The sequence below is a fragment of the Streptomyces sp. NBC_01296 genome, assembly GCF_035984415.1.
Taxonomy (GTDB): domain Bacteria; phylum Actinomycetota; class Actinomycetes; order Streptomycetales; family Streptomycetaceae; genus Streptomyces.
In genome coordinates this window covers 178602-199356 of record NZ_CP130720.1, presented here as the reverse complement: position 1 = coordinate 199356, position 20755 = coordinate 178602, and the positions used below count along the sequence as shown (strand labels likewise).

The 20755-nt window shown below is 68.3% G+C and carries 20 protein-coding genes and 5 pseudogenes; 13 read left to right on the top strand and 12 right to left on the bottom strand.

All coding sequences use genetic code 11. The features are described 5' to 3' along the window. The first annotated feature begins 428 nt into the window (after positions 1 to 428). Positions 429 to 1775 carry an IS630 family transposase gene (locus tag OG299_RS00935; RefSeq protein WP_327360012.1) on the top strand — a complete coding sequence of 449 codons (1347 nt, stop codon included), beginning with the start codon at positions 429 to 431 and terminating at the stop codon, positions 1773 to 1775. A gap of 24 nt (positions 1776 to 1799) precedes the next feature. Here the strand turns inward: OG299_RS00935 and OG299_RS00930 are convergent, their stop codons facing one another. From OG299_RS00930 to OG299_RS00920, 3 genes are read right to left on the bottom strand one after another with little or no spacing between them, the layout of a single operon-like run. Continuing rightward, positions 1800 to 2921: an IS630 family transposase gene (locus OG299_RS00930; RefSeq protein ID WP_327360039.1), complete on the bottom strand. Its 1122-nt coding sequence runs from the start codon at positions 2919 to 2921 to the stop codon at positions 1800 to 1802. Next, entirely contained in the window at positions 2918 to 3628 is a 711-nt protein-coding gene (locus OG299_RS00925) for an RNA polymerase sigma factor (protein WP_327364421.1), read from the bottom strand. The genes OG299_RS00930 and OG299_RS00925 overlap by 4 nt, the downstream gene beginning before the upstream one ends. A gap of 31 nt (positions 3629 to 3659) precedes the next feature. Then, positions 3660 to 3893: a hypothetical protein gene (locus tag OG299_RS00920; protein ID WP_327360038.1), complete on the bottom strand. Its 234-nt coding sequence runs from the start codon at positions 3891 to 3893 to the stop codon at positions 3660 to 3662. Between the two features lie 290 nt (positions 3894 to 4183). On the opposite strand from OG299_RS00920, the gene OG299_RS00915 reads away from it, so the two are divergent. From OG299_RS00915 to OG299_RS00900, 4 genes and pseudogenes are all read left to right on the top strand, one after another. Then, complete coding sequence (locus OG299_RS00915) at positions 4184 to 4720, top strand: nucleotidyltransferase domain-containing protein (RefSeq protein WP_327364420.1); 537 nt, start codon at positions 4184 to 4186, stop codon at positions 4718 to 4720. A 36-nt stretch (positions 4721 to 4756) separates the two neighbouring features. Next, a pseudogene (locus OG299_RS00910) lies at positions 4757 to 5332 on the top strand (helix-turn-helix domain-containing protein); the annotation flags it as partial. A gap of 124 nt (positions 5333 to 5456) precedes the next feature. Beyond that, positions 5457 to 6310: pseudogene (locus tag OG299_RS00905) on the top strand (IS5 family transposase). Beyond that, positions 6307 to 6705 (top strand): hypothetical protein, encoded by a 399-nt coding sequence (locus OG299_RS00900; RefSeq protein ID WP_327360037.1) that lies wholly within the window; start codon positions 6307 to 6309, stop codon positions 6703 to 6705. The pseudogene OG299_RS00905 and the gene OG299_RS00900 overlap by 4 nt, the downstream one beginning before the upstream one ends. A gap of 15 nt (positions 6706 to 6720) precedes the next feature. On the opposite strand, the gene OG299_RS00895 is transcribed toward OG299_RS00900, so the two are convergent. Continuing rightward, complete coding sequence (locus OG299_RS00895) at positions 6721 to 7161, bottom strand: hypothetical protein (RefSeq protein WP_327360036.1); 441 nt, start codon at positions 7159 to 7161, stop codon at positions 6721 to 6723. Between the two features lie 312 nt (positions 7162 to 7473). Then, on the bottom strand, positions 7474 to 7668 hold the full coding sequence (locus tag OG299_RS00890) for a DUF6233 domain-containing protein (RefSeq protein WP_327360035.1): 195 nt from the start codon (positions 7666 to 7668) through the stop codon (positions 7474 to 7476). A 1582-nt stretch (positions 7669 to 9250) separates the two neighbouring features. Between OG299_RS00890 and OG299_RS00885 the strand changes: the two genes are divergently transcribed. Next, positions 9251 to 9625 (top strand): hypothetical protein, encoded by a 375-nt coding sequence (locus OG299_RS00885; RefSeq protein ID WP_327360034.1) that lies wholly within the window; start codon positions 9251 to 9253, stop codon positions 9623 to 9625. A gap of 81 nt (positions 9626 to 9706) precedes the next feature. Here the strand turns inward: OG299_RS00885 and OG299_RS00880 are convergent, their stop codons facing one another. Beyond that, a complete protein-coding gene (locus tag OG299_RS00880; protein ID WP_327360033.1) occupies positions 9707 to 9868 on the bottom strand; it encodes a hypothetical protein in 162 nt (53 codons plus the stop codon). Between OG299_RS00880 and OG299_RS00875 the strand changes: the two genes are divergently transcribed. Continuing rightward, on the top strand, positions 9867 to 10592 hold the full coding sequence (locus OG299_RS00875; protein ID WP_327360032.1) for a hypothetical protein: 726 nt from the start codon (positions 9867 to 9869) through the stop codon (positions 10590 to 10592). The two genes, OG299_RS00880 and OG299_RS00875, sit on opposite strands and share 2 nt — an antisense overlap. A 50-nt stretch (positions 10593 to 10642) precedes the next feature. Here the strand turns inward: OG299_RS00875 and OG299_RS00870 are convergent, their stop codons facing one another. After that, entirely contained in the window at positions 10643 to 10975 is a 333-nt protein-coding gene (locus OG299_RS00870; protein WP_327360031.1) for a DUF6233 domain-containing protein, read from the bottom strand. 355 nt (positions 10976 to 11330) lie between these two features. Between OG299_RS00870 and OG299_RS00865 the strand changes: the two genes are divergently transcribed. The 3 genes from OG299_RS00865 to OG299_RS00855 all read left to right on the top strand — a co-directional run bounded on the left by OG299_RS00865 (position 11331) and on the right by OG299_RS00855 (position 16672). Beyond that, entirely contained in the window at positions 11331 to 12620 is a 1290-nt protein-coding gene (locus OG299_RS00865; protein ID WP_327360030.1) for a pentapeptide repeat-containing protein, read from the top strand. 947 nt (positions 12621 to 13567) lie between these two features. Further along, entirely contained in the window at positions 13568 to 14599 is a 1032-nt protein-coding gene (locus tag OG299_RS00860; RefSeq protein WP_327360029.1) for an ATP-dependent DNA ligase, read from the top strand. 675 nt (positions 14600 to 15274) lie between these two features. After that, positions 15275 to 16672: a hypothetical protein gene (locus OG299_RS00855; RefSeq protein WP_327364692.1), complete on the top strand. Its 1398-nt coding sequence runs from the start codon at positions 15275 to 15277 to the stop codon at positions 16670 to 16672. A gap of 54 nt (positions 16673 to 16726) precedes the next feature. Here the strand turns inward: OG299_RS00855 and OG299_RS00850 are convergent. The 4 genes and pseudogenes from OG299_RS00850 to OG299_RS42555 all read right to left on the bottom strand — a co-directional run. Beyond that, positions 16727 to 17354: pseudogene (locus OG299_RS00850) on the bottom strand (XRE family transcriptional regulator); the annotation flags it as partial. A gap of 24 nt (positions 17355 to 17378) precedes the next feature. Continuing rightward, positions 17379 to 17576: a hypothetical protein gene (locus tag OG299_RS42565; protein WP_442817571.1), complete on the bottom strand. Its 198-nt coding sequence runs from the start codon at positions 17574 to 17576 to the stop codon at positions 17379 to 17381. Positions 17577 to 17691: 115 nt separating this feature from the next. After that, a pseudogene (locus tag OG299_RS42560) lies at positions 17692 to 17841 on the bottom strand (IS630 family transposase); the annotation flags it as partial. 161 nt (positions 17842 to 18002) lie between these two features. Further along, positions 18003 to 18326: pseudogene (locus OG299_RS42555) on the bottom strand (winged helix-turn-helix domain-containing protein); the annotation flags it as partial. Between the two features lie 316 nt (positions 18327 to 18642). Between OG299_RS42555 and OG299_RS00840 the strand changes: the two are divergent. The 3 genes from OG299_RS00840 to OG299_RS00830 all read left to right on the top strand — a co-directional run bounded on the left by OG299_RS00840 (position 18643) and on the right by OG299_RS00830 (position 20243). Continuing rightward, positions 18643 to 19611 (top strand): M48 family metalloprotease, encoded by a 969-nt coding sequence (locus tag OG299_RS00840; RefSeq protein WP_327360028.1) that lies wholly within the window; start codon positions 18643 to 18645, stop codon positions 19609 to 19611. An 81-nt stretch (positions 19612 to 19692) separates the two neighbouring features. Further along, positions 19693 to 19848 carry a hypothetical protein gene (locus OG299_RS00835; RefSeq protein WP_327360027.1) on the top strand — a complete coding sequence of 52 codons (156 nt, stop codon included), beginning with the start codon at positions 19693 to 19695 and terminating at the stop codon, positions 19846 to 19848. Positions 19849 to 19853: 5 nt separating this feature from the next. After that, entirely contained in the window at positions 19854 to 20243 is a 390-nt protein-coding gene (locus tag OG299_RS00830; protein WP_327360026.1) for a DUF6262 family protein, read from the top strand. 216 nt (positions 20244 to 20459) lie between these two features. On the opposite strand, the gene OG299_RS00825 is transcribed toward OG299_RS00830, so the two are convergent. After that, positions 20460 to 20741, bottom strand: coding sequence for a hypothetical protein (locus tag OG299_RS00825; RefSeq protein WP_327360025.1), 282 nt, complete (start codon positions 20739 to 20741; stop codon positions 20460 to 20462). Between the last annotated feature and the right edge of the window lie 14 nt (positions 20742 to 20755).

Genomic DNA, 20755 nt, shown 5'->3' with positions numbered 1-20755 from the left:
CAGCAGCGAGGTTCGGGCACTAATCGGCTCGACGGCATATCCGTAGGCCGACGGAATCCCCGCACGCCTCATCGAGTCCGCAGCAGCCAGGGCTGGAGTCGGCTACCGCAGTGTCTGGGGGCGGCGGGGGAGTGGGCGGTGTCAGCGTCGGGCGTCAACCCTCGCCGCCGCCTGTCACACGGGGTGCCGAACGCTGTGCTTGTGATGCCGGGTGGTAGCCGGCCGTGGCTAGGGTCGGCTCAGTCCGCGTCGATAGGGCGTACGCGGGCGAGGCCCGGTGACCAGAGCGCTCTGGCGGCAGTAACACCGGGCCGCCCCACCACCTTCTGGACCGAGGCCGCGAACGGCTGATCTGGTCGGGCCATCCCGCTCTGCCGAACTAGTGTTCTGCGCCTGAAATCTCAGGGCTAAGTCTGTAGCCTGTTGTCATGTCGCCAGGTCCTCGTGCCGTCGAAGTCCGCCTGTCCAATGAGGAGCACGCCGAGTTGTCCCGCTGGGCGAGTGGGGCGGTGGCGCCGCGGTTCGCAGAGCGGGCGCGCATTGTGCTGGCGTGCGCAGGCGGGGTGCCGAACGCGCAGGTGGCGGTCAAGGTCGGTGTGACCGCAGCGACGGTGAGGAAGTGGCGCGGGAAGTTCGCCGCCGAGGGGATGGCCGGACTCGAGGATGCCGCCCGAATCGGCAGGCCGAAGGCCGATCTGGTTCTGAGTGAGGCTGAACGGAACCAGTTGGTCCGGTGGGCCCGGCGTGCGAAGACCGCCCAGTTTCTGGCTCTGCGGGCGAGGATCGTCCTGCGTTGTGCGGAGGGCGGGACGAACAGGCAGGCCGCGGTCGAGCTCTGTGTCGATGCCTCGACCGTCGACCGCTGGCGCAGTCGTTTCATCGCCCATCGCCTTGAAGGCCTGGTCGATGAGCCCCGTCCGGGCCGGCCGCCCTCGATTCTCCTTGACCAGGTCGAAGACGTGATCGTGGCGACGCTGGAGTCCACGCCGGGGAAGGATACTCACTGGTCGCGGGCCTCGATGGCAGCTCGGACGGGGCTGTCGAAGTCGACGGTCGGCCGGATCTGGAAGCGGTTCGATCTCAAGCCGCATCTGCAGGATTCCTTCAAGCTGTCCACCGACCCGCAGTTCGTCGACAAGGTCGTCGACGTCGTCGGCTTGTATCACAACCCGCCGGAACGGGCAGTGGTGTTATGCGTGGATGAGAAGAGCCAGATCCAGGCTCTGGACCGTTCACAGCCGGTGCTGCCGATGATGCCGGGCATGCCCGAACGACGCACCCACGACTACCTGCGGCACGGCATCACCAGCCTCTTCGCCGCCTTCAACATCGCCGACGGCACCGTCATCAGCGAACTCCACCGCCGCCATCGCGCGATCGAGTTCAAGAAGTTCCTGGTCACCATAGACAAAGCCGTGCCCCACGAGCTCGACGTGCACCTGGTCTGCGACAACTACGCCACCCACAACACTTCTGAGATCAAGACGTGGCTGGCCAGGCACCCCCGCTTCCATGTCCACTTCACGCCCACAGGCTCCTCCTGGATCAACCAGGTCGAGCGGTGGTTCGGTCTGCTGACCGACAAGCTCATCCGCCGCGGCGTCCACACCTCGGTGAAAGCACTGGAAGACGACATCCGGGCCTGGATCGAGACCTGGAACGAGGACCCGAAACCCTTTACCTGGACGAAGACCGCCGACGAGATTCTCAAGTCCCTCGCCGACTACCTCACCAAGATCACCCCATCCGACCCGAGCAACCAGGCGCAGACTTAGCCCTGAGATTTCGGGCGCAGAACACTAGTGTCCTGCGCCGGAGATCCGTTGGCAGAAGCGGGCGAGTGAGTCGAGGATCTCTTCGGCTGTCTTGGTCCAGGTGAACGGGGTCGGGTTTTCGTTCCACTGCTTGACCCAGGCTCGGATGTCGGCTTCCAGGGAGCGCACACTCTTGTGGGCGCCACGGCGGATCTTCTGGTCCGCGAGGAAGCCGAACCATCGCTCAACCTGGTTGATCCAGGAGGAGCCGGTGGGTGTGAAGTGCAGGTGGAACCGTGGGTGTTTGGCCAGCCACGTCTTGATGGCCGGGGTTTTGTGGGTGCCGTAGTTGTCGCAGATCAGGTGGACCTGAAGGTGTTCGGGGACCTCTTTGTCAATCTTGATGAGGAACTTCTTGAACTCCGCGGCCCGGTGGCGACGGTGCAGTGAGGTGATGACTTCACCGGTCGCGACGTCGAAGGCCGCGAACAAGGTGGTCAGCCCGTTGCGAACATAGTCGTGAGTGCGGCGCTCGGGCATGCCGGGCATCATCGGCAGCACTGGCTGAGAGCGGTCAAGAGCCTGGATCTGGGACTTCTCGTCCACCGACAGCACCACCGTTCCTTCGGGCGGGTTGAAATACAGCCCCACCACGTCGTAGAGCTTCTCCACGAACAGCGGGTCCGTCGACAGCTTGAACGTGTCGCTCAAATGGGGCTTGAGCTGGAACTTCCGCCAGATCCGGCCCACTGTCGACTTCGACAGGCCACTGCGGGCGGCCATCGATGAACGCGACCAGTGAGTGGCGTTCTTCGGGATCTCCTCCAGCGTGCCGACCACTACCGCCTCCACCTGATCAACGCTGATGGTGGGTGGTCGGCCAGGCCGGGGCTCGTCGACCAGCCCGTCCAGCCGGGCCGCCAGGAACCGGCGACGCCACTTGCGGACCGTGTCGGCCGCGATATGCAACTCCCGTGCCACCACGACAATCGGCGGCACATCAGCACCGGCACACGCCAACACGATGCGGGCCCGCAAGGCCACCGCCTGCGCAGATGACGCCCTGCGGACCCAACGCTCCAACACCACACGCTCATCGGAAGACAACAACAACGGTTCCAACTTCGGACCACGACGAGGCACCGGCACATCCGCAGAAGCAGTCATACATAAACTAACGACGGATCTCCGGCGCAGGACACTAGCGCATCGCCTCGGTACTTTCCCAGACGGGACTTGATCAACAGCATTCCGATGGCCGCCAAGGCGGCGAGGGCTCCGGAGAAGATCTCGGTGAGATAGTCCTCGGGTGGCGGCCCTGCAGGGCCGGGCGCAGGAAAGGTAAAGGTGGGTACGTACGTGGCCACGAAGAAGAAGCCCGCTACGAGCATGGTCCCGAGGGCGGTGGTGAGTGCCCGGGTGGCCCGGGCGATGTGACGTCCAATGGTTCCTCGGTGGAGTCCGGTGGCCTGGGCGAGTTCCTCATGGGAGTAGCCGACACCCTTGGACAGCAAGATGAGCCGGCGCTGCTGCGGGGACATCTTGCCCAGTGCCTTCTCGGCATCGAGCCGGCTGGCGACGTCGTCGTCAACCTGTGACACCCACAGCACTCTGGCGTCGGCTGTGCCGGGTTCGGTCGAGTCGATCGGATCGGCGACACCCCGGCGCCTGGCCTCGTCTCGCACCTGGTTGGCGATGACCTTGTAGACGTAGGCGCCCAAGTCCTCGATGGGCTTCTTGTCGTGGTTGACGAGCGCGATCATGATCGCGTTTTGGACGATGTCCTCGGCGCCGACCCTGGAGGCCGGGATACCGGCCTCCTTTAGGCACCGTCTGGCGTGCCGGACCAGTACCCGCCCTTTCCTCTCGTACATGGCCACGACGTCGTCCTCGAACGAACCCCGGTCAGGCTCCGGCATTCCTACCCCCGCCCCGTACGGCCTTGGCCTCGGCCAGTACCCCACCCATACGGGCGCGGATAATCTCGGCCTTCCCCTTCGCCTCCTGCCGGGCGGCCTCTCCGCGGGCCTTGATCAGGAGGGCTTCCCCCTGCGCCCGGTTACGGTCGGCCGCGCTCTTGATCAGCTTCTTCATACCCGAAAGCAGCACCATCGCCAGCGCCACCAAGACGAACTCCATTTCAGACCCCTTCATGTTGGCCCCGGCGGCCAGCTTCCGGGGATCGTTCACTGAAGCAGGGGAGATGCACGGCCTGCTGCATGACACCGCACGCACTCTTGCTTTTTGCCGCGGCCACGGAAGGTACGTCCACGCGATGCCCGCAGCCGAAGTCCGGCCCACGGGGCCATACTCCGCAACCGCCCGGTCCCAACCATTGCGCTAGTGCCGCATCAGGCAACGTTCGCCCTGTGGGAGACAAATGATGTGCTGGGCTGAACGGTTGCCGGGTAGCCTGCCTGGCTGTGGACATGGGACGTGCTGATCAACAACTCCGCCTGATCGCTGAGACCGTGCAGTTTGCCGGAGCTCTTGAGGTCGAGGTGTGGCTTCGCGGCGGATGGGCCATGGACTTCTTCCTCGGCGAGATCACGCGAGACCATGGGGATATCGACTGGTTCGCCTGGACAGACGATGCCGAGGCCCTGGCGAAAGGCTTGCTGTTGCACGGCTATCAACCGGTCCCAGGACCGCCACCCGATCTGCAGCTTGATTTCGCCAAGGACGGGCTGGACAACAGCTTTACGCTCCTGGACCGGGATGCGGCCGACCGTGTGGTGGTCGCCGGGGGTCCATGGGCCGGTGCGCCCTGGCCCGAGGGAATGCTCGATGCCGGGCCGGGCCGTATTGGTGGCCTGCAATGTGCGATCGTGAGTCCGCAGGCACAGATCGAGATCAAGCGGATGATGCCGATCTGGGATCCCTCCCGGCCTCGACGGACCAAGGACGCCGAGGACATCGCCCGGCTGGAGGCGGCCCTGCGGGCACGGGGCAACCGGCCTGAGTGAGCTTCTTGGGCGTCGGCCGTCCCCTACTCTCGGGCAGTGGCAGAACGAGTACGCGTCCGTGGGATCGATGACGATGAGGGCCGGCGGCTGCTGCGGATCATCCGCAGGGGTACTGGGTCGGTGGTGACCTGGCGGCGGGCCCAGATGGTGCTGCTGTCCGCACAGGGCATGCCGGTGGCAAGGATCGCCGAGGTGTCGTTCACCAGCGCGGACCGGGTCCGCGATGTGATCCACAACTTCAACGCCGACGGCTTCGAGTCGCTGTATCCGAAGTACAAGGGGGGACGGCCCAAGACGTTCACGCTGCCCGAGCGCCGCGAGATCAAGAAGATCGCCAAGTCCAAGCCCACCGAGCACGATCTGCCGTTCTCGACCTGGAGTCTGACCAAGCTGGCGGACTTCCTGGTCGCCGAGGGGGTGGTCGACGACATCAGCCACGAGGGCCTGCGCATCCTGCTCCGCGAGGAAGGCGTCTCCTTTCAACGCCTGAAGACCTGGAAGACCTCCCGCGATCCGGACTACGCGGCCAAGAAGGCCCGCGTCGACCACCTCTACGCGATCGCCGACGGCGAGGTCGTACCCGAGGACGGCGAACCCGAAGCCATCTTCTGCCGCGCGACACTGACAACATTCAGTGGGCGTTAAGTCCGGCTTCTCTTCTTTCGTGATCGCTCGATCGGGGTACTGATCGTCGTCCGGGCTGCTTGATGGGCATGTCCATGCTGAGATGCGGGGCGTGAAGAGAGAGCCGTACCTCAGCGACTTGTCGGACGAGCAGTGGGCGTTGATAGAGCCGATGATCACGGGCTGGAAGCAGGACCGGGTGGCGCGGTCGGCGACCGGGGATCCCGGGTCCTGCGACCTGAGGGAGGTCGTGAACGCGATCTTCTATCAGAACCGGACGGGCTGTCAGTGGCGACTGCTGCCGCATGACTTCCCTGCCTGGTCGGCGGTGTTCTACTACTTCGGCCTGTGGCGCCAGGACGGGCTTGACCAGCGGATCCAGGACTCCTGCGCTGCCAGGTTCGGGAGAAGGCCCGCCGATTAGAGGACCCGTCCCTCGTGATCATCGACACCCAGTCCGTCCGCGCCGCGGCGGGTGTCCCCAGGACCACGACGGGGCTGGACGCGAACAAGAAGGTCTCGGGGCGCAAGCGCGGACTGGCCGTCGACGTTCTGGGACTGATCATCGGCGTCGTTGTCATGGCTGCCTCCGCGCACGACAATGCCGCCGGCACCGCCCTGCTCGACCAGGCGGCAGAGCGGTGCGGGATGCGCCTGGAGAAGGTCCTGGTGGACCAGGGTTTCAAGGACGAAGTCATTGTCCACGGCGCCCTGCTGGACATCGACGTCGAGGTTGTCCGCCGCAACCCTGCCGACCAGGGCAAAGGGTTCGTCCCGCCGCCGAAAGGGTGGGTGGTCGAGCAGACGAACGGCACGTTGATGCTGCACCGGCGGCTGGCCCGCGAGTACGACCACCGGCCCGACACCTCCGCCTCGCGCGTCTACTGGGCCTCCACCGCGAACATGGCCCGCCGCCTCACCACCCCCACCCCCACCTGGCGCGACACCGTCGGGCTGGCCGCGTGAACATCACCGAACTCCTGGTGGACCTTCACATTCGGGTGAATGAGGCCACGGCCCGGGCGGACGAACTTCGCAATCAGATAGCGCACTTCAATGCCGCTCTCACCGAGACACAAGCTCGTCTCGCCGACCTGGCCACCACCCGCAAGATCATCACCGAACTCGCACCAACCGGGACCGAACCCGATCCGCCCGAGTCGAGCACCAGCTACCAGGCCGTCGTGAACGCCTTCAACCAGCACCCCGCCCGGGTATTCCGGGCCCGCGAGCTGCACGAACTCCTCGGCATGCCCACCGACGAAGCATCCGTCAACATCACCCGCAGCCGCCTCGGACGCCTTACCCGCCAAGGCTTCCTCACCCAACCCGGACGAGGCCGCTACCAGAAACGGACTTAACGACCTCTGAGTGCTTCACCGCGGGGAGAGACGCCGACGCGTGACCGCGAGGGTTCCTGTGGCGAAGGCCAGTAGCAGGAGCGCGAGACCTGTGAAGATCATGGGATTCACCCAGCCCGGGGCCAGTTCGGTTCCCACACCGTCGGACGTGACGCACTGAGCACTGACCGGCAACGTCCATCGCGTCACCACATGATCGCCCGAAACGCCCATCGACGCGCACATCTGATCCGGGTCCAGGATGTAGAACCCCGACATCACACCCCACGAGTACGCGCCGTACGCCGCCGCGCCAGCCAAGACCGCTACCAGAGCGCAGGTGGTTACGCTGGGCAGGTGTCCGACCAGGAACGGCTGCTTACACACCCGTCGGACGAGCGCGACGGCGGCGCCCAGGCCAATGCAGGGCGCCAGGAACGGCCCGAAGACCAGGGCGAAAAACAGAAGATCATCCATGCCTGCCCAGACATCGCCCGGACAGGTCCGGTTCCACCGATTCGCCTGAACCGACTGCCTGAGCGCTCTGCGTGGCGACCGCCGCCAACTGGAATGGTCAAGCCACACGAGGCTGACTATCCGGGCCGGCGACCAGCAGAGCGTCGGAGCCGGTGACGCCCACCGTGCTTCGCGCGCTGCTGGTGACAGGTAGCGCGCCGATCTGGTGACAACCACTGTGCTTCGCTCGGCCGAAGTCGCAGGTCAGCGGGCGCCGATGGTGACAACTATCGCGCTTCGGCACACCCGTCCGCCATGCCCGGTGATTCACCGCTAGGCCGGCTCCTCCTCGGATTCGCCCTGGCCGTGGCGGAGGATCGGGAGCAGGGTCTCGGCGGTGTCGCATTCAGCGCACGCCGTCGTGCCGGGCCGCGCGAGGGCCTCGAGTGCCGCCGTGGTGGTCAGCGCGCGGTCGCTGGCGAGCTGGCACCCCTGGGCGTGGACGGTTGCGGTCCGCCCCGGAGCCACGCCCGATCCTCCCGGAGGACGTGAGACGCGAGTCAGACCTCGCCGTCCTCGGCCTTGCGCGGCCGGCGACGACCCCATGCCCGCAGAGCGGCAGTGCCAGCAGCTACAACTGCTGTGGTGACGCGCTGTGCAGGCAGCTCGGTGAGAAGGCCGTGCGCCATCAGACCGATGGAGTGGTTGAGCCAATCGAACATCAGGGGGACTCCGGTACGGAGAGGTGCCTACACCGCACAGTCCCGCGGACGCGCTGACCGGTTAGAAGAGCGCTAGCCCCTGTGTAGCTGGCGCGGGCTCGGCGTCCTCGAACATCGGCAGCAGCAGGTCCGAACCAGCCGGGATCAGGCGGCCCGATGCGATGCAGGAGATCGGGGGGAGGCCGTGACGGCGGTTCTGGGGCCCCGGCGGGTCGTGCCGAGCCAGGTGGCGCGTGTCCGGGCTGACGGCGACGGGGCGACGGCAGGCAGGGCAGGTGATACGGGGCCAAGAGGGCATTGCGAAGTCTCCTTCGTTGAAGGCGTGTTGAGGAGCTACGTCCCCGAGAACCGGGGCGTGTCTGGAGAGTAGGAGGGCCGGCTGAGCCTGGCGAGCGGCGGCTGGAATCGCACCGGAGTCCTGCATCGCAGCAGGTCACACTCAAGGAAACTCAAAGAAACACAACGGAACAGACGAATCGGCTCGATTCGGTTCTAAAGAACTCCAGGAAGCTCTAGGCCACCGAGCCTGAACTTGGCCGGATCGCGGCAGGTGCCCTCGCAGCACCCGAAGGGAACGCATTTTCGGACATGAGGAGCATCCCTTCCGTGGGGGTGAGAGGGAGGGCCACCCGGACTTCGAGGTGTGAGAGGAGCGTATGGCCGGGCGGGGTAGGTGGCGAGCACCGACTACGGCAACCGGCTACGTGGGCATCGTCGCAGGTGAAAGGCTACGCAAGGTCGCGCAAGGGGACATGAGTGCCAACCAGTGGCCAACCATGGCTAACTTCCGATAGGTCATTAGGGATCAAGTTGGCCGGATCGCATCGTTGGTCCTGCTCGGCCGCCGAGGTTGGGATTTGAGGCATGGCGGAAATCCCTCCTATGGAGGCGTATCGGGTGTGTGGAGTCGGCTCGATCGGAGCCTGTGAAGCGAGGGTAGGGCGAGAGCCTGGCGGTGGCGAGATATGCCCGCCTGAACTCGCCATGACCTGCACGTGCTCAGGGTGCGCCAGAGCGTAGGCAGAGTGCGCGAGAGGGTATTCAGAGTGTTTGCAGAGTGGTGCCAGAGCGCTGCGGAGGGGGCGGGCAGGTTGGCCTGTTCCGATCGTCTTAGGCGAGTCTGGCACGCTACCCGGCCGCAGCGAAGCGGCCCGGATCCGTCTCGGCCAGGCCGCTTTGAGTGAGTTTCGGTGAGTTTCGGTGAGCGTTGATGAGGGTTGGACGGTGTTCCGCCGGGTTCTGCCGGGTTCCGCGACCGGAGGTCGGCTGGATGTCGCCGCGGCCTCCTGGTCGACGTCCGAGCCTGAGTCCGTCTCCCGCTGGACCACCCCACGAGGCGTTGCCTGAGCGCTCCGGTGACCTTCCCGTTCTGTACCGGTTGAAAGGTCATGAGAAAGACGATCTATGCACTGACGGCGGCGGCCCTCGTGTTCGCCGCCGCTCCCGCGCACGCTGATGCGAAGGCCAAGGACGGCAAGGTGGGCTTGTCCGTCTACGGCAAGGGTCTGCGGGTCAACGAGGTGGGCGCCCACATGGAAGGCCACGGCACTGGCGTGCGCGCCCGCTTGATCACCTACACCCCGAAGGGCTACCGGTCGGAGCTCACCGGGTGGAAGGACGCCACCCCGGTCGGCGCGGCCATGACCAAGCTCTCCACGGTGGGCTGGAAGTTCAAGGGCGGAAGGAAGTTCGCGCAGGGCACGAAGCTGTGCGTGGAGTTCAACGTCGTACAGGGGGGGCCGTGCGCGGTGATCCACCGGTAGCCGGCCCCGGCGGCTGATGCCGCTGACCGACGACGGCAGTGCGGGCCGCCACCCTCTCCGGGTGGCGGCCCCCTGCTGTTCTCACTCCTCGCCGGTGTCCGGGCTCCAGACGGCTGGTCCGCCGCCGCGCCATTCGATCAGCAGCGCGTCGTCCAGGTGGACGTCTCCTCCGCCCTGCCGCCGCCCGATCACTCCGGCATGTCGTGGGGTGCGCTGGTGGGGGTGCCCGTAGCGTGCGGTCATGCCTGATGTTCTGTCCGCCCGGAAGCGGTCGACGCTGTTCGACCGGTTGCGGAACGGGCAGGACGTTCCGACCGCCGCGCGGGCCGCGGGCCTCGAGGTGCGGGAGGTATTCACGGCCGCCCGCACCGACACGGCTCTCGCACTGCTCCTGGCCGGCACCGACCCCGACGAAGTCGGTGCCACCGGCATCACCGAACGTGCCGAGTACCTGCGGCTCCTCGCTCTGGGCTGCACCCCGAGTCTGGCTGCGCAGATCCTGTTCGACGGCGCTGGCAAGGCGAGTCATTGGCGCCGCGATGATCCGGCGTTCGCGAGGGCCTGCGACGCAGTCAAGGAACTTGGCGCCGGGCAGCCCGCGCCCGCCCGGGCGCCCCGCTTCACCCCCGACCGTCGACGTGCCTTCCTCGACCACCTGGAAACCGGGCTGTCCGTCACCGCTGCCGCGGCCCAGGTCGGGATCACCACCGCCGTGATCTATCAGCGACGCAAACGCGATCCTGCGTTCGCCGCCGCTATGGACGCTGCCCACCGCGCGCACCCGCGCACCCCGGACACCACGCCCGGCACCGATGACTGGGAAGCATTCTTCGGCAACCTCCGCCCCGGCGTCGCACTGAGACAGGCTGCGCTTGCTGCAGGCATCCGGCCCGAGGCCGTCTACCACCGCCGCCGCGCCGACCGAGCCTTCGCCCACCGCACCGACCAGCAGCGAACCGCCCCGTAACCCCCTGGGGGCAGGCCGCGAGGTGTGCCGGTCGCCGTGTCCTGCGGGAGTCATTCCATGCCGAGTGCGGCGTCGGGCCGGCAGTGCGGACAGGCTCGTACGCCCTCGACCAGCGCCCGCCGCGCCTCGTCCATGCTCATAGCCGTGCAGCGCTTACCGGCATCCCAACAGTCACCTGCGTGGACGCGCACGGGGTGCCGGCCCGCTCCGATGCCGCGCTCGATCAGCCACGCGGGCGGCTCGGGCGCAGGCCTGCGCCGCTGCGCGGCGAGAGCCTCGCGCTCCTCTGCGATGTTCAGCGCGCGTTCGGCGCGGCCGAGCTCGCCGCGGAGATAGGTGACCAGCGTCCGCAGCCGCGGCAGGTCGGGCGGCAGGACGGACATGGTTCAGCCCCCGTACTGCGCCCGCCGCGCGGCCCTGCACGCCTCGCACAAGGGGTTGGCAGGGGCCCCGTACCTTGCACAGGGCGAACCGCACCGCGCGCATGGGCCGGTCTGCGAGGGGGACCAGGCGGCGATCTGCGGTCTCGGTGCGGGAGCCGGGGCGGGGGAGGTCATGGCGCTGCTCCTCGGTGCGGGGGTCCCTCTATTCCATCATGTGTTCGATTTCCTGTGCGAGTCCTCACAGGTCAGCGGTATGTCTTGTGACTGAGCGCCATAGTTGGCCACTGTGCGCGATACTTGGCCACCCTGAGTGTCGTAGTTGGCCAGGGAACCGGTCTGCTTCCGATCCCGCTCAATGAGGCAGCTAGAGGTGTCGCCCTGCGACTCGCTGTCACTGACTGGCAGCTCCTATCAGCCGGGCACGCCAGCCGCATCGTGGCTTCAAGGGGGAGATGCGGTGTGGCGAGCGAGCCCTTCTGTCGTGGCGTGTCCCAATGATCAGATGACCGGGACCTCCGCCTTTGCCCGACTCCGCCAGAACGCGCGTCGGCGTGCCGCGCGGCGCCGCCTGAGGAACCGTCGCCGTCGAACCGCAGGCCCGGAAGCCGGCGGCGTCCCGTCCTCCCGCCTCACCCTGCTGCTCCTGAGCCTGCCGGGGCTGGCTGCCGTGGCCGCGTTGCTCTTCACCTGGCTCCAGGTGAGCCAGACCGGCAAGGAGCTGAGGATCGCCGAGGAGGGGCAGATCACCAACCGCTTCAACGCGGCCATCGGCAATTTGGGCTCGGGCTCCGTGGATGTGCGACTTGGCGGCATCTATGCGCTGGAACGCATCATGAACGACTCCCCGCGCGACCAGGCAACCGTCGTCTCGGTGCTCTCCGCGTACGTCCGCCGACACGCCCCGCTGCCTACGGCCACTACACCGGCCGCCGACATCAGTGCAGCTATGAACGTGCTGGTTCGGCGCCGCCCCGAACACGACGAGGGACTGGAACTGGACTTGAGCCGCACCGACCTGCGGAGGTGGAAGCCCGCGCATCCCTACGAAGGGCGGGCCATCCACCTGCAGGGAGCGGTCCTCACGGGTTCCGACCTGAGCGATGCGGAACTCAGCAACGCAGATCTCGCCGAAGCCAGCCTGGACGGTGCGAACCTCAACCGGGCAAATCTCGAGGGTGCGGCCCTCACCGGGGTTGTTTTCCAGGCCACACGACTGCGGGACACGGGATTCGGTTCGGCCGACCTCACTGGAGCCCTCTTCTGCACTACGGGCGGCGAATGCCCGGACCTCACGGGGGCGAGATTCTCGGGCGCGGACCTGAGCCGCGCCTTCCTCATCGGCGCGGATCTCAGGAAGACGACGTTCTGCACGGAACTCTTCCTAGCCCCCGTCGAAAGCACCGAGGAGCCGACGAGCACGGTCACGTGTGCCACTCTTCGGGACTCGAACCTCACCGGCGCCAACCTCTCGGGAGTGGACCTTGCCGGCGACGCGGACCTGGCCGGGGCGGTCCTCACCGATGCCGACCTCACCAAGGCAGACCTCACCGGTGCGAACCTCACGGGCGCCGAACTCACGGGTGCCAAGCTCGCCGGCGCCACGCTCAAGGGTGTGCGGGGCCTCCCGGCGTCACTCCGCCAGTGACCTGAGTCAGAGATCCACCGCTTGTTCTGGGGCGCGGCCTTCGCCCGAGGCGTCGACAGGTTCAGAGTGTCTGCGGGGGAGGCTAGGGCTTATGGGAAGAGGCGCAGACCGGGCCCTGTAGACGTCACCGTGAAGCGGCGAGCCGGGGGCGGCGCGCAGCCATTCACCGGGACGGAACCCTGCCAGACAGTGCCTGAGCGCTGTAGTTGACCGGACGGGCCAACTACAGCGCTCAGGCACATGTCTGGTGGCACAGCGAGGCAATGGCAGGGCTGGTGATGCCGTGGGCTGCACGGCACAGCTCCCTCATGTCTCCGACCCCCGCCCCGCCCCCGCCCCCGCCCCGCCCCGCCCCGGGCGCGGGCCGGGCCGGGCCGGGCGGTGCGGCGCCGGGGTCTTCGGCCGTGCCTTCGCTTTGGGGCTTTGCTGCGGGCTGTGTGGCCCGCTTCGGGGTGGCGGCCTGGCGGGGACGTTTCGTTCCTGTGGCCGTCCGGCGGGGGGCGGGCACGGTGTGCTGGTCCTCCTCGAACGTCGCGGGGGCGGGTTGGTCGGCGCCGACTGCACGGTCTGCCTCGGGAGCGGTGTCGGGCTCGGGCAGGGGGGAGAGGGGCAGTACCAGGGGCAGTGCCGGCCCGGTGTCCGGCCGTGCGGGGCGCGGTCCGGCGGGTTGCTTGTGGTCTGCCCGGACCTCGGCGGACCAGGCTCCGGCAGGCCGGGTAGGGGCGGGGTGGACAGTGACGCATCCTTCAGGCCGCGGTCAGTGCGGCGAGGAGCAGGGGCAGGGACCAGTGGCGCATGCCGCCACCGTGCCGCAGCCGGCCCTGACACCGGCCGTGACGGCCCCGCCGGGCCCCTCGGATGGATGGCCCGGCGGCCGCCGGGCCGGACCGTTTCGCGCCGGACTGGCCGACTCTGGAATGGGGGCGATGGCGAGGGAGGCCCCGGGGATGGTGCTCAGACCGCCGGTGGAGCCGATGCTGGCGCAGGCCGCCGAGGTGATCCCGCCCGTGCGTCCGCTCACTTCCGGGGTGGCGTATGAGCAGAAGTTCGACGGGTACCGGGCGCTGGTGTTCACCCCGGCCGCCCCGGGTGGGCGGGTGCTGCTCCAGACCCGCCGCGGCGCCCTGGTCCAGGGCGCGTTCCCCGACCTGGTCGCGTCCGCCGAGGCGCAGCTCCCCGCCGGCCTGGTCCTGGACGGCGAGCTGCTGGTGTGGGACGCCGGGGCCGGCGTCCTGTCGTTTGAGGGGTTGCAGCGTCGGGCCGCCGCCCGCGCCCGCAGCGCTGCCGCGCTGGCCGGGAAGCTGCCGGCCTTTTTCGTGGCGTTCGACGTCTTGCAGCTCGACGGCCGGGGGCTGCTCGACCTGCCATATGTGGAGCGCCGCGCCCGCCTGGAGGCCCTGTTCGCCGACCACGCCCTGACGGCCCCGTGGACGCTGTGTCCGATGACCACGGACCCGGCCAAGGCCCGGGAGTGGCTCGACTCGTGGACGGATGTGTCCGGCGTCGAAGGCATCGTGGTCAAGCCCTTGACCAGCCGCTACATGCCGGGCCACAGGGGGGCGTGGACCAAGGTCCGCCGCCGGGACACCACCGAGGCGATCATCGGCGCCGTCACCGGTACCCTCACCCGCCCGCAACTCCTCGTCCTCGGCCGCCACGACCACACGGGCCGGCTCCGCGCGGTCGGCCGCACCGTCCCGCTGCGCACGGAGGCGGCCCGCCTGGTCGCGGAGCACCTGGCGGCCGCCGACCCCGGACACCCCTGGGAGGGCGTCACGTTCGCCGCGACATGGGGGAGCCGCGACGTCCTGGACGTGCGCCTGGTCCGCCCCGAGCTGGTAGCCGAGATCAGCGCCGACCGCGCCGTCGACCGGGGCGGCGTATGGCGCCACCCGCTCCGCTTCAAACGGCTGCGCCTGGACGTGGGCGTGGGGGACGTTCCCCGGTTCGGGGAAGGCTCGGCCGCCGCAGCCGGCTGACCGGATTCTCGGCGCGGTCCGCGAGGGGTTGCGGGGCTAATGGGGCGATGGTGTACCGCGTGCGCGAGCACGGTCCATGTGTGCTCTGACCTGCTGGTTTGTCGGGGCTTGCGGGGTTAACCCCTGTCTCCCGCACTGTGCGGATCACACCTCCGCCGGGGGTGTGATCCGCGTATCCGTGTGTGGAGTCATCTGTCATGTCCATGCCTGAAATGTGGGGTGTTGGCCGGTGGGGAGTCGGGCCGGGGGCCTGCCGGACACCCCGACCCGACCCCGGCCGTGCCTGTGGAGCCGACCCGGGCGCGACGCCGGTTCGCCTCGGGGCCTGGGGCGGCGGCCGTCCTCGGCCCCGTGCTGGCGGAGGCGTTGGTGGTCCACTGGGCGCCCGAGTGGGCTGAGGTGGCAGGCCTTCTGCTGCGCGCCGTCAAGGCGCTCGTGACGTTCCGTCGGGGCCGGGGCGACCGGCCGCGCGGCTGACCGGTCGGCGGGGCCCGCGGGCCCCGCCGACGTCCCCCGCCGGAGTGAATCCGGCCCTCGCGTACGCGTACACGACTTGTGCGGTGCGCCCCCAACTGCCAGTAAAACTCGGGTACTTAACAATTTTCCCGGCATACCGCCATCTTTCGGGCACGGCTCGGTGGTCGGGCCGGTTGATGTGCGATTGGGGTGCGTTTCATGGCGCGTTCGGTGCGTGAGGTCTACGACGAGTACGCGGCTGCGGGCCGGTTGCGGGTTCCGGTGGCCGCGTGGCGGTGGGCTACCGGGAGTGGCCTGGTTCCGCCGGCGGATGCCGGGCCGGGGCTGTGGTCGCGGGCGGTGGTGGAGGCCGCCGACGCGGAGGCGGTGCGTGCGGCGCTGCGGGGCCCGGTCGGGGCGGGGTGGGCGGCGGACCGGCTGACCCAGGCCCTGGGGGTCCCGCTGCCGATTCTGCGGCCGAGGGTGACGGCTTCGGCGGTCGGCCGCCTCGTGAAGGCCGGTCTGCTGGTCTACCTCGGCGGCGATGTCGAGTTCCCCGACGTCCATCCGGACCAGGTGGCCGCCCTCGGTCGCCGTCGGGATCTGCCTGCCCTGCTCGACCGGCACGTGCCGCTGGGGCCGGACCAGGCTGCGGTGCGCCTCGGGGTGCGCCGAGCGGACTTTGATCAGGTGGTGCGCCTGGGTTGGCTGTCCCCGGTCGGTGCGGTGGACGTCGACTACAAGCGGCAGGGCGGGGTGACCACCATCCCCCTCTACGACGCTCGCGATATCGCGCTCTTGGAGGTGGTCCGGCCCTCGGTGGACTGGCGGGCGGTGCGCACGGTCGCGGCGGGTCGCCGCTCCCCGCTCGCTGCTCTCGACCCGGTCCCTGAGGGCGGGGACCGGGTGTTCCTGGCGGGGGTGGCGCGGATCGCCAGGGTGGGCCGGGCGGCGGTGGTGAACTGGCGCCGCCGGCACCCCGACTTCCCGGAGCCGGTGGCCGGCACGGATGTGCATCCGCAGTTCGACTGCCACGCGGTGGTCGCCTGGCTTCTGGCCCACGACAAGACCGGAATCCCCACGGGGCCCACGGTCGCCTCGCTGGTGCTGGCCGGCCCCAACGGCGCCACGCACCGGGTCCGCCTCGATGACCCGTGGCTGACCCTGGCCGACGACCCGGCGGGGGAGGACGTGTTGTCCGGCTGGTCCACCGACGACGACGCCGACACGGTGGCCGAGCTGGCGGCCGGGGAGTTCGGGGGGTCGCTGCGTTGGCTGACCGCACCCGGTACCAACCCGTTGGCGGTCATGGGGGAGGTGCGGGTGATCGACCGGTTCCGTTCCGGCTCGGGCGGCCTGCGCCTCACGCTCGCCTGGCCGGCCGGCCTGCGGGGCGCCGCCTCGGCGGGCTCGATCGGCCTGGAACGCCACGCGGTGGCATACGCGGGCCCGGGGGAGGAGTGCGCGTGCAAGCGCCACGACTGCGGCGGCGTGGTCCCCGTGGGCTGGTGCCGGGAGCACGGGACGGAGGCCTCGCCGGTGATGGAGTGGCATCCCGGCGGCGGCATCCGCTGCATCCTCCTGGCCGGGGGGACGGCGGCACCGACGGGCCGTTGACGCGCCGCCGACGTGCGGGTGTGGGGGACGGTCATGGTGGCCGTCCCCCGTGGTTCATGCCTGGATCTCCGCGAGGAGCATGCGCAGGGTGAGGCTGTGCTCTTCCGGGGGGAGGGCGTTCATTGCGGTGGTGGCGTGGGCGATGCCGCCGGCCTTGTCGCCGGAGCGGGCGAGCATGAGGCCCCGGTGGAGCTCCAGGTGGGTGGCGAAGCGGGGCAGGCTCGGCGGGGAGTTCGGCGAGGGCCTGGTCCTGTGCCTCGGTCGCGGCGCGTTCGTCGCCGAGGCGGGCCAGGAGCAGGGAGCGGAAGACGTTCAGGCGCCACCAGGGGACGGCGTAGTCGGAGGTCTGCTCGTAGGAACCGGCGGTGTCGAAGATCCGCCGGCCTCGGGCGTCGAGGGCGCGGGCGGTGGCGTGGTCGCCGCGTAGGGCGGCGGCGTGTGCTTTGCCGTAGACGGCGTTGAGCAGGCCGAGTGAGGGCCGGTCGGAGAGGGCGAGGGCCTGGTCCGCGAGGACGTCCGCCACCCCCAGCGACGCCCCTTCGTAGCCGAGCGCTATCGCCGCCCGCCCCCGAACCCACACGCGGACGTCGGGGTCGGTAGATTGGTCGGCGGCGGTGGCGGCCATCCGGTACCAGCGCACCGCCGCAGCCCCGTCGGAGCCGGGGAACGTCTTGGCGTACAGGTCATCAGCCGGGAGTCTTATTGATCAGAAACTCATGGGGTTCTCGTCCAAGACGTAGCGGACATGTGGGCCGCCGAAGTAGCCGCGGACGATGTGCGGCTGACGCTGGCGTCTGCGGAAGAAGCGGCGAGTCTCGGCGGCGAGTTCGGCCTGATCGCGGGCCCGGCGCTGCCGGGGCAGGCTTTGCTTGAGGTCCGCGTTGACCAGCTCGTCGGGGTTCAGCTCGGGCGAGTACGGCGGCAGGAAGTGCAGTTCGACGTCGTCGGGGTGGGCGGCAAAGCCAGTCGCGGACCTTCTTGGAACGGTGGGCGGAGTGCCCGTCGAGCACGAGATGGACCTTGTGGTCGAAGTGTCCGGCGAGCCGGTCCAGGAAGCGGCACATCACCTCGGCGGTGAAGCTGTCGGTGAAGACCATGAAGTGCATCCGGCCCTTGGTGCTGATCGCCGACATCGCGTTCACTGAGAACCGGTTCCCACTCCGACGCACCACGGGCGTCTTCCCCTTCTCGCCCCAGGTGCGACCGGTGACCTAGTCGGAGCGGATGCCGGCCTGGTCGGCGAAGAGGATCTCGCCGCCGTCCTTCTTAGCCTTCGCGCGGATCTTCGGCCATGTCTCCTGATGCCAGCGCGCCACGGCCTCGGGTCCTGCTCGACGGCCCGCTTGTCGGGGCGCTGGAAGGAGAGTCCCCATCGCTTGAGGTACTTGCCCACCCCCGGTTCGGTAAGCCGCACCCGGTACAGCTTCGCGATGAGGTCGCCCACCAGCCGCCGCGTCCACAACTGGCCTGAAAGCCCCAGGTCACAGGGCCGGTGATCGAGGACCGCCTGCCGCACCGCGGCTTGCTCGGCCTCCCCGAGCACCTGGTGCACCCCGACCGGCTTGCCACGCGGACGCATGGCCAGCGCGTCCCGCCCGCCGGCCAGCCACTTCGCCCACCAGCCGTCGACCGCCTTCAGCGACACCCCGAACACAGCCGCCACGTCCCCACGGTCCCGCCCCGTCACCAACGCGGCCACCGCCCGCAGCCGCAGGGCCTCCTGCGCCGACGGCGAAAGATGCCGCGCGTCCCCCACCAGATCGCTCACACCCCTCCAACGACCCAGAACCCAAACCGTTTCTGATCAAAAGTGGGCTATGTCGATTTAAGAGCCCTTCTTCGGATCAGGCCGGATTGGCTCATGTCGTCTGGGCAGTGGGCATTGCAGACCGAAGGTCCCGACGCGCCACCCTGCGACGAGCGGGAGGGGCTTGTGAGGAGGAGGATGGAGGGGTGAGAGGGGAGGCGACATGACGTTCCCCGATATGCCGGATCGCGACCCCCAACTCCGGTCCCGAGCCGTGATACACCCCTATGAACGCTCAAGGCTGACGCTCGCCATATGCTGCCTGGCTATCACTTCCATTGTTCTCCTGGCCGTCGTCATCGCGGCGTTGGCGCACTTCGCAGATTTCCTGTGGTTCCTCTTCTTTATTCTCCTTATTGTCGGTTTCATATGGTTTAGCCACCGCCTGAGGAGGGCCCGTCTTCTCGGACGGGCGATCAAGGTGACGCCGGAAAGTTTCCCGGTAATCCATGCCGAATTCATCGGACTTCAGCGAAAACTGGACTATGGTCGCTCTGTCGACGTCTATGTGGCCGACGATGTCGAGGGCAAGATGACGATGACCAGCCTGCTGGGGACCCGCGTACTCCTCATCGAGGGGGGATTCGCCGCCGACCTTCAGCAGGAGGGGCCTGAACCTCTGCGCTTCCTCCTGGGGGGCTACATCGGCGCGCTCAAGGCCCGGCACAGTCAGCTGGCACTTCCTCTGGCAGTTCTGGGCGCCATGAAGTGGACGGCTTTCATCAACCCATGGATCCTGCCCTATTATCGCGCTGCGATGTACACGCGCGACCAGGTTGGATACCTGTGTTCTGGAAGTCTGGATGCCTCGCTCGGTGTGATAGCCCGGCTCACCGTCGGCAAGGAAATGGCTCCTGAAATGTCACCTTCAGGAGTTCTCGATCAGGCCAATCGAGTAGGTCAGAATCTCCTTCCTCGTCTCTCCGAACTGTCAGAGGACCGACCGCATCTGGTGAAACGCTACGTCAACCTCGTTGCCTTTTCCGCGCGGGTTCGGCGAGCTGACTTCGAGCGGTTCCAGGCCTGCCTGAACGAGAACGACCAACGCCTCCTCAGGAGCTTGCTCGTTCAATCACCGCATTCCCGTCAGGTTGGGACAACTCCCCGTCTGCATTCGGCTCGTTGGAGCTGACCAGGCAGTACACGCGAACCAAGGCATCTGGCACGGATCTGGTGGTGGCGTAGCCAAGGCTGAACAACACAGAGGTCCCGCGTGCTCGCCGGGCGCCGCCAGGAACAGGACGCCCTCGGCCGCATCATCCTCAAGCTCGAACAGACCCGGCTGGCCGACGGGCCGCCCCAGGCTGTCCGCGGGGCCGGCGTCGACGCCCGCACCGACGCGATCACCCGCAGTCAGGACGGGAGCTGACCGGCATGCGCGGCAACCCCGACAACCTCCGCCAGGCCCGCACCGAGAAGGGCCTGCGCGAAATGATCCGCCGCGGCCAGCCCATCACCTTCCGGGGACTGGCTCACAGTGCCGACGTCTCCCTCGACTTCCTCTACTGGTGCACCGAGATCCGCCAACGCGTCGAGCAGCTTCGGGCCCAGCAGCAAAACCACCCGCCACGGCCGGTCCCGCCGCCCCCTGACGACTCGCCCAGCGGCATCGTCCGCACCCTCACGGCCCAGCTCGCCGAGCTCAAGCGACGGCACCGTGACGAAGTCCAGGCCCTGCGGAAGGCCCTGGAAGCCGCCCAGAGCGAGAACCTCGAACTACGGCGCCGCCTCGGCCCCCGCCACACTGCCCGCCCGGGGCTCTGACTTCCTGACCGTGTGCCCATCGCGTGGCTGCTTACCGCTTGACACGCCCGCGGATGGCCAGGACCGCGAGAGCCAAAAGGAGCGCTCCGAGAAGCCGACTGGCCATCTCGATATAGATGCCCCAGGTCGTGAGATTCTGGCCACTGGAGCGGAAGACGGCCGAGTTCACAACCACCCGCACCGCTTTCTCCGCGCGTTTCCAGCTGAACCGGTCGGCTATGGCACTGTGCAGGACCGGGTCCGGGGTATCGATGATGAGGGCCACTTCGTGGCCGGCCGTGGCTGGGTTCCGGTGACCTGAGGCTTGGGGTCGCTGTTCGGCAGCCCCCAGAGCATCAGCGCGAGCACGGTGGCGGTGGCCATGACGGTCAGCCAGCAGAACGCCCGCGAGGCACGCAGGCCGTATCCCGACAGCGCCCAGTACATGTGCAGGAGGCAGCGTTCCGTACGGGTGGCGCCACGGCCGTCACGACGGCGGTCGCGGCGGCGCATTTCCATCTCACCGTAGTATT

What these genes read in the sequence shown, in the direction of transcription:
- OG299_RS00935 (WP_327360012.1), top strand. Translation starts at nt 429, where the DNA reads ATGTCGCCAGGTCCTCGTGCCGTCGAAGTCCGCCTGTCCAATGAGGAG.
- OG299_RS00930 (WP_327360039.1), bottom strand. Translation starts at nt 2,921, where the DNA reads ATGACTGCTTCTGCGGATGTGCCGGTGCCTCGTCGTGGTCCGAAGTTG.
- OG299_RS00925 (WP_327364421.1), bottom strand. Translation starts at nt 3,628, where the DNA reads ATGTACGAGAGGAAAGGGCGGGTACTGGTCCGGCACGCCAGACGGTGC.
- OG299_RS00920 (WP_327360038.1), bottom strand. Translation starts at nt 3,893, where the DNA reads ATGGAGTTCGTCTTGGTGGCGCTGGCGATGGTGCTGCTTTCGGGTATG.
- OG299_RS00915 (WP_327364420.1), top strand. Translation starts at nt 4,184, where the DNA reads ATGGGACGTGCTGATCAACAACTCCGCCTGATCGCTGAGACCGTGCAG.
- OG299_RS00895 (WP_327360036.1), bottom strand. Translation starts at nt 7,161, where the DNA reads ATGGATGATCTTCTGTTTTTCGCCCTGGTCTTCGGGCCGTTCCTGGCG.
- OG299_RS00885 (WP_327360034.1), top strand. Translation starts at nt 9,251, where the DNA reads ATGAGAAAGACGATCTATGCACTGACGGCGGCGGCCCTCGTGTTCGCC.
- OG299_RS00875 (WP_327360032.1), top strand. Translation starts at nt 9,867, where the DNA reads ATGCCTGATGTTCTGTCCGCCCGGAAGCGGTCGACGCTGTTCGACCGG.
- OG299_RS00880 (WP_327360033.1), bottom strand. Translation starts at nt 9,868, where the DNA reads ATGACCGCACGCTACGGGCACCCCCACCAGCGCACCCCACGACATGCC.
- OG299_RS00870 (WP_327360031.1), bottom strand. Translation starts at nt 10,975, where the DNA reads ATGTCCGTCCTGCCGCCCGACCTGCCGCGGCTGCGGACGCTGGTCACC.
- OG299_RS00865 (WP_327360030.1), top strand. Translation starts at nt 11,331, where the DNA reads ATGAGGCAGCTAGAGGTGTCGCCCTGCGACTCGCTGTCACTGACTGGC.
- OG299_RS00860 (WP_327360029.1), top strand. Translation starts at nt 13,568, where the DNA reads ATGGTGCTCAGACCGCCGGTGGAGCCGATGCTGGCGCAGGCCGCCGAG.
- OG299_RS00855 (WP_327364692.1), top strand. Translation starts at nt 15,275, where the DNA reads ATGGCGCGTTCGGTGCGTGAGGTCTACGACGAGTACGCGGCTGCGGGC.
- OG299_RS00840 (WP_327360028.1), top strand. Translation starts at nt 18,643, where the DNA reads ATGACGTTCCCCGATATGCCGGATCGCGACCCCCAACTCCGGTCCCGA.
- OG299_RS00830 (WP_327360026.1), top strand. Translation starts at nt 19,854, where the DNA reads ATGCGCGGCAACCCCGACAACCTCCGCCAGGCCCGCACCGAGAAGGGC.
- OG299_RS00825 (WP_327360025.1), bottom strand. Translation starts at nt 20,741, where the DNA reads ATGGAAATGCGCCGCCGCGACCGCCGTCGTGACGGCCGTGGCGCCACC.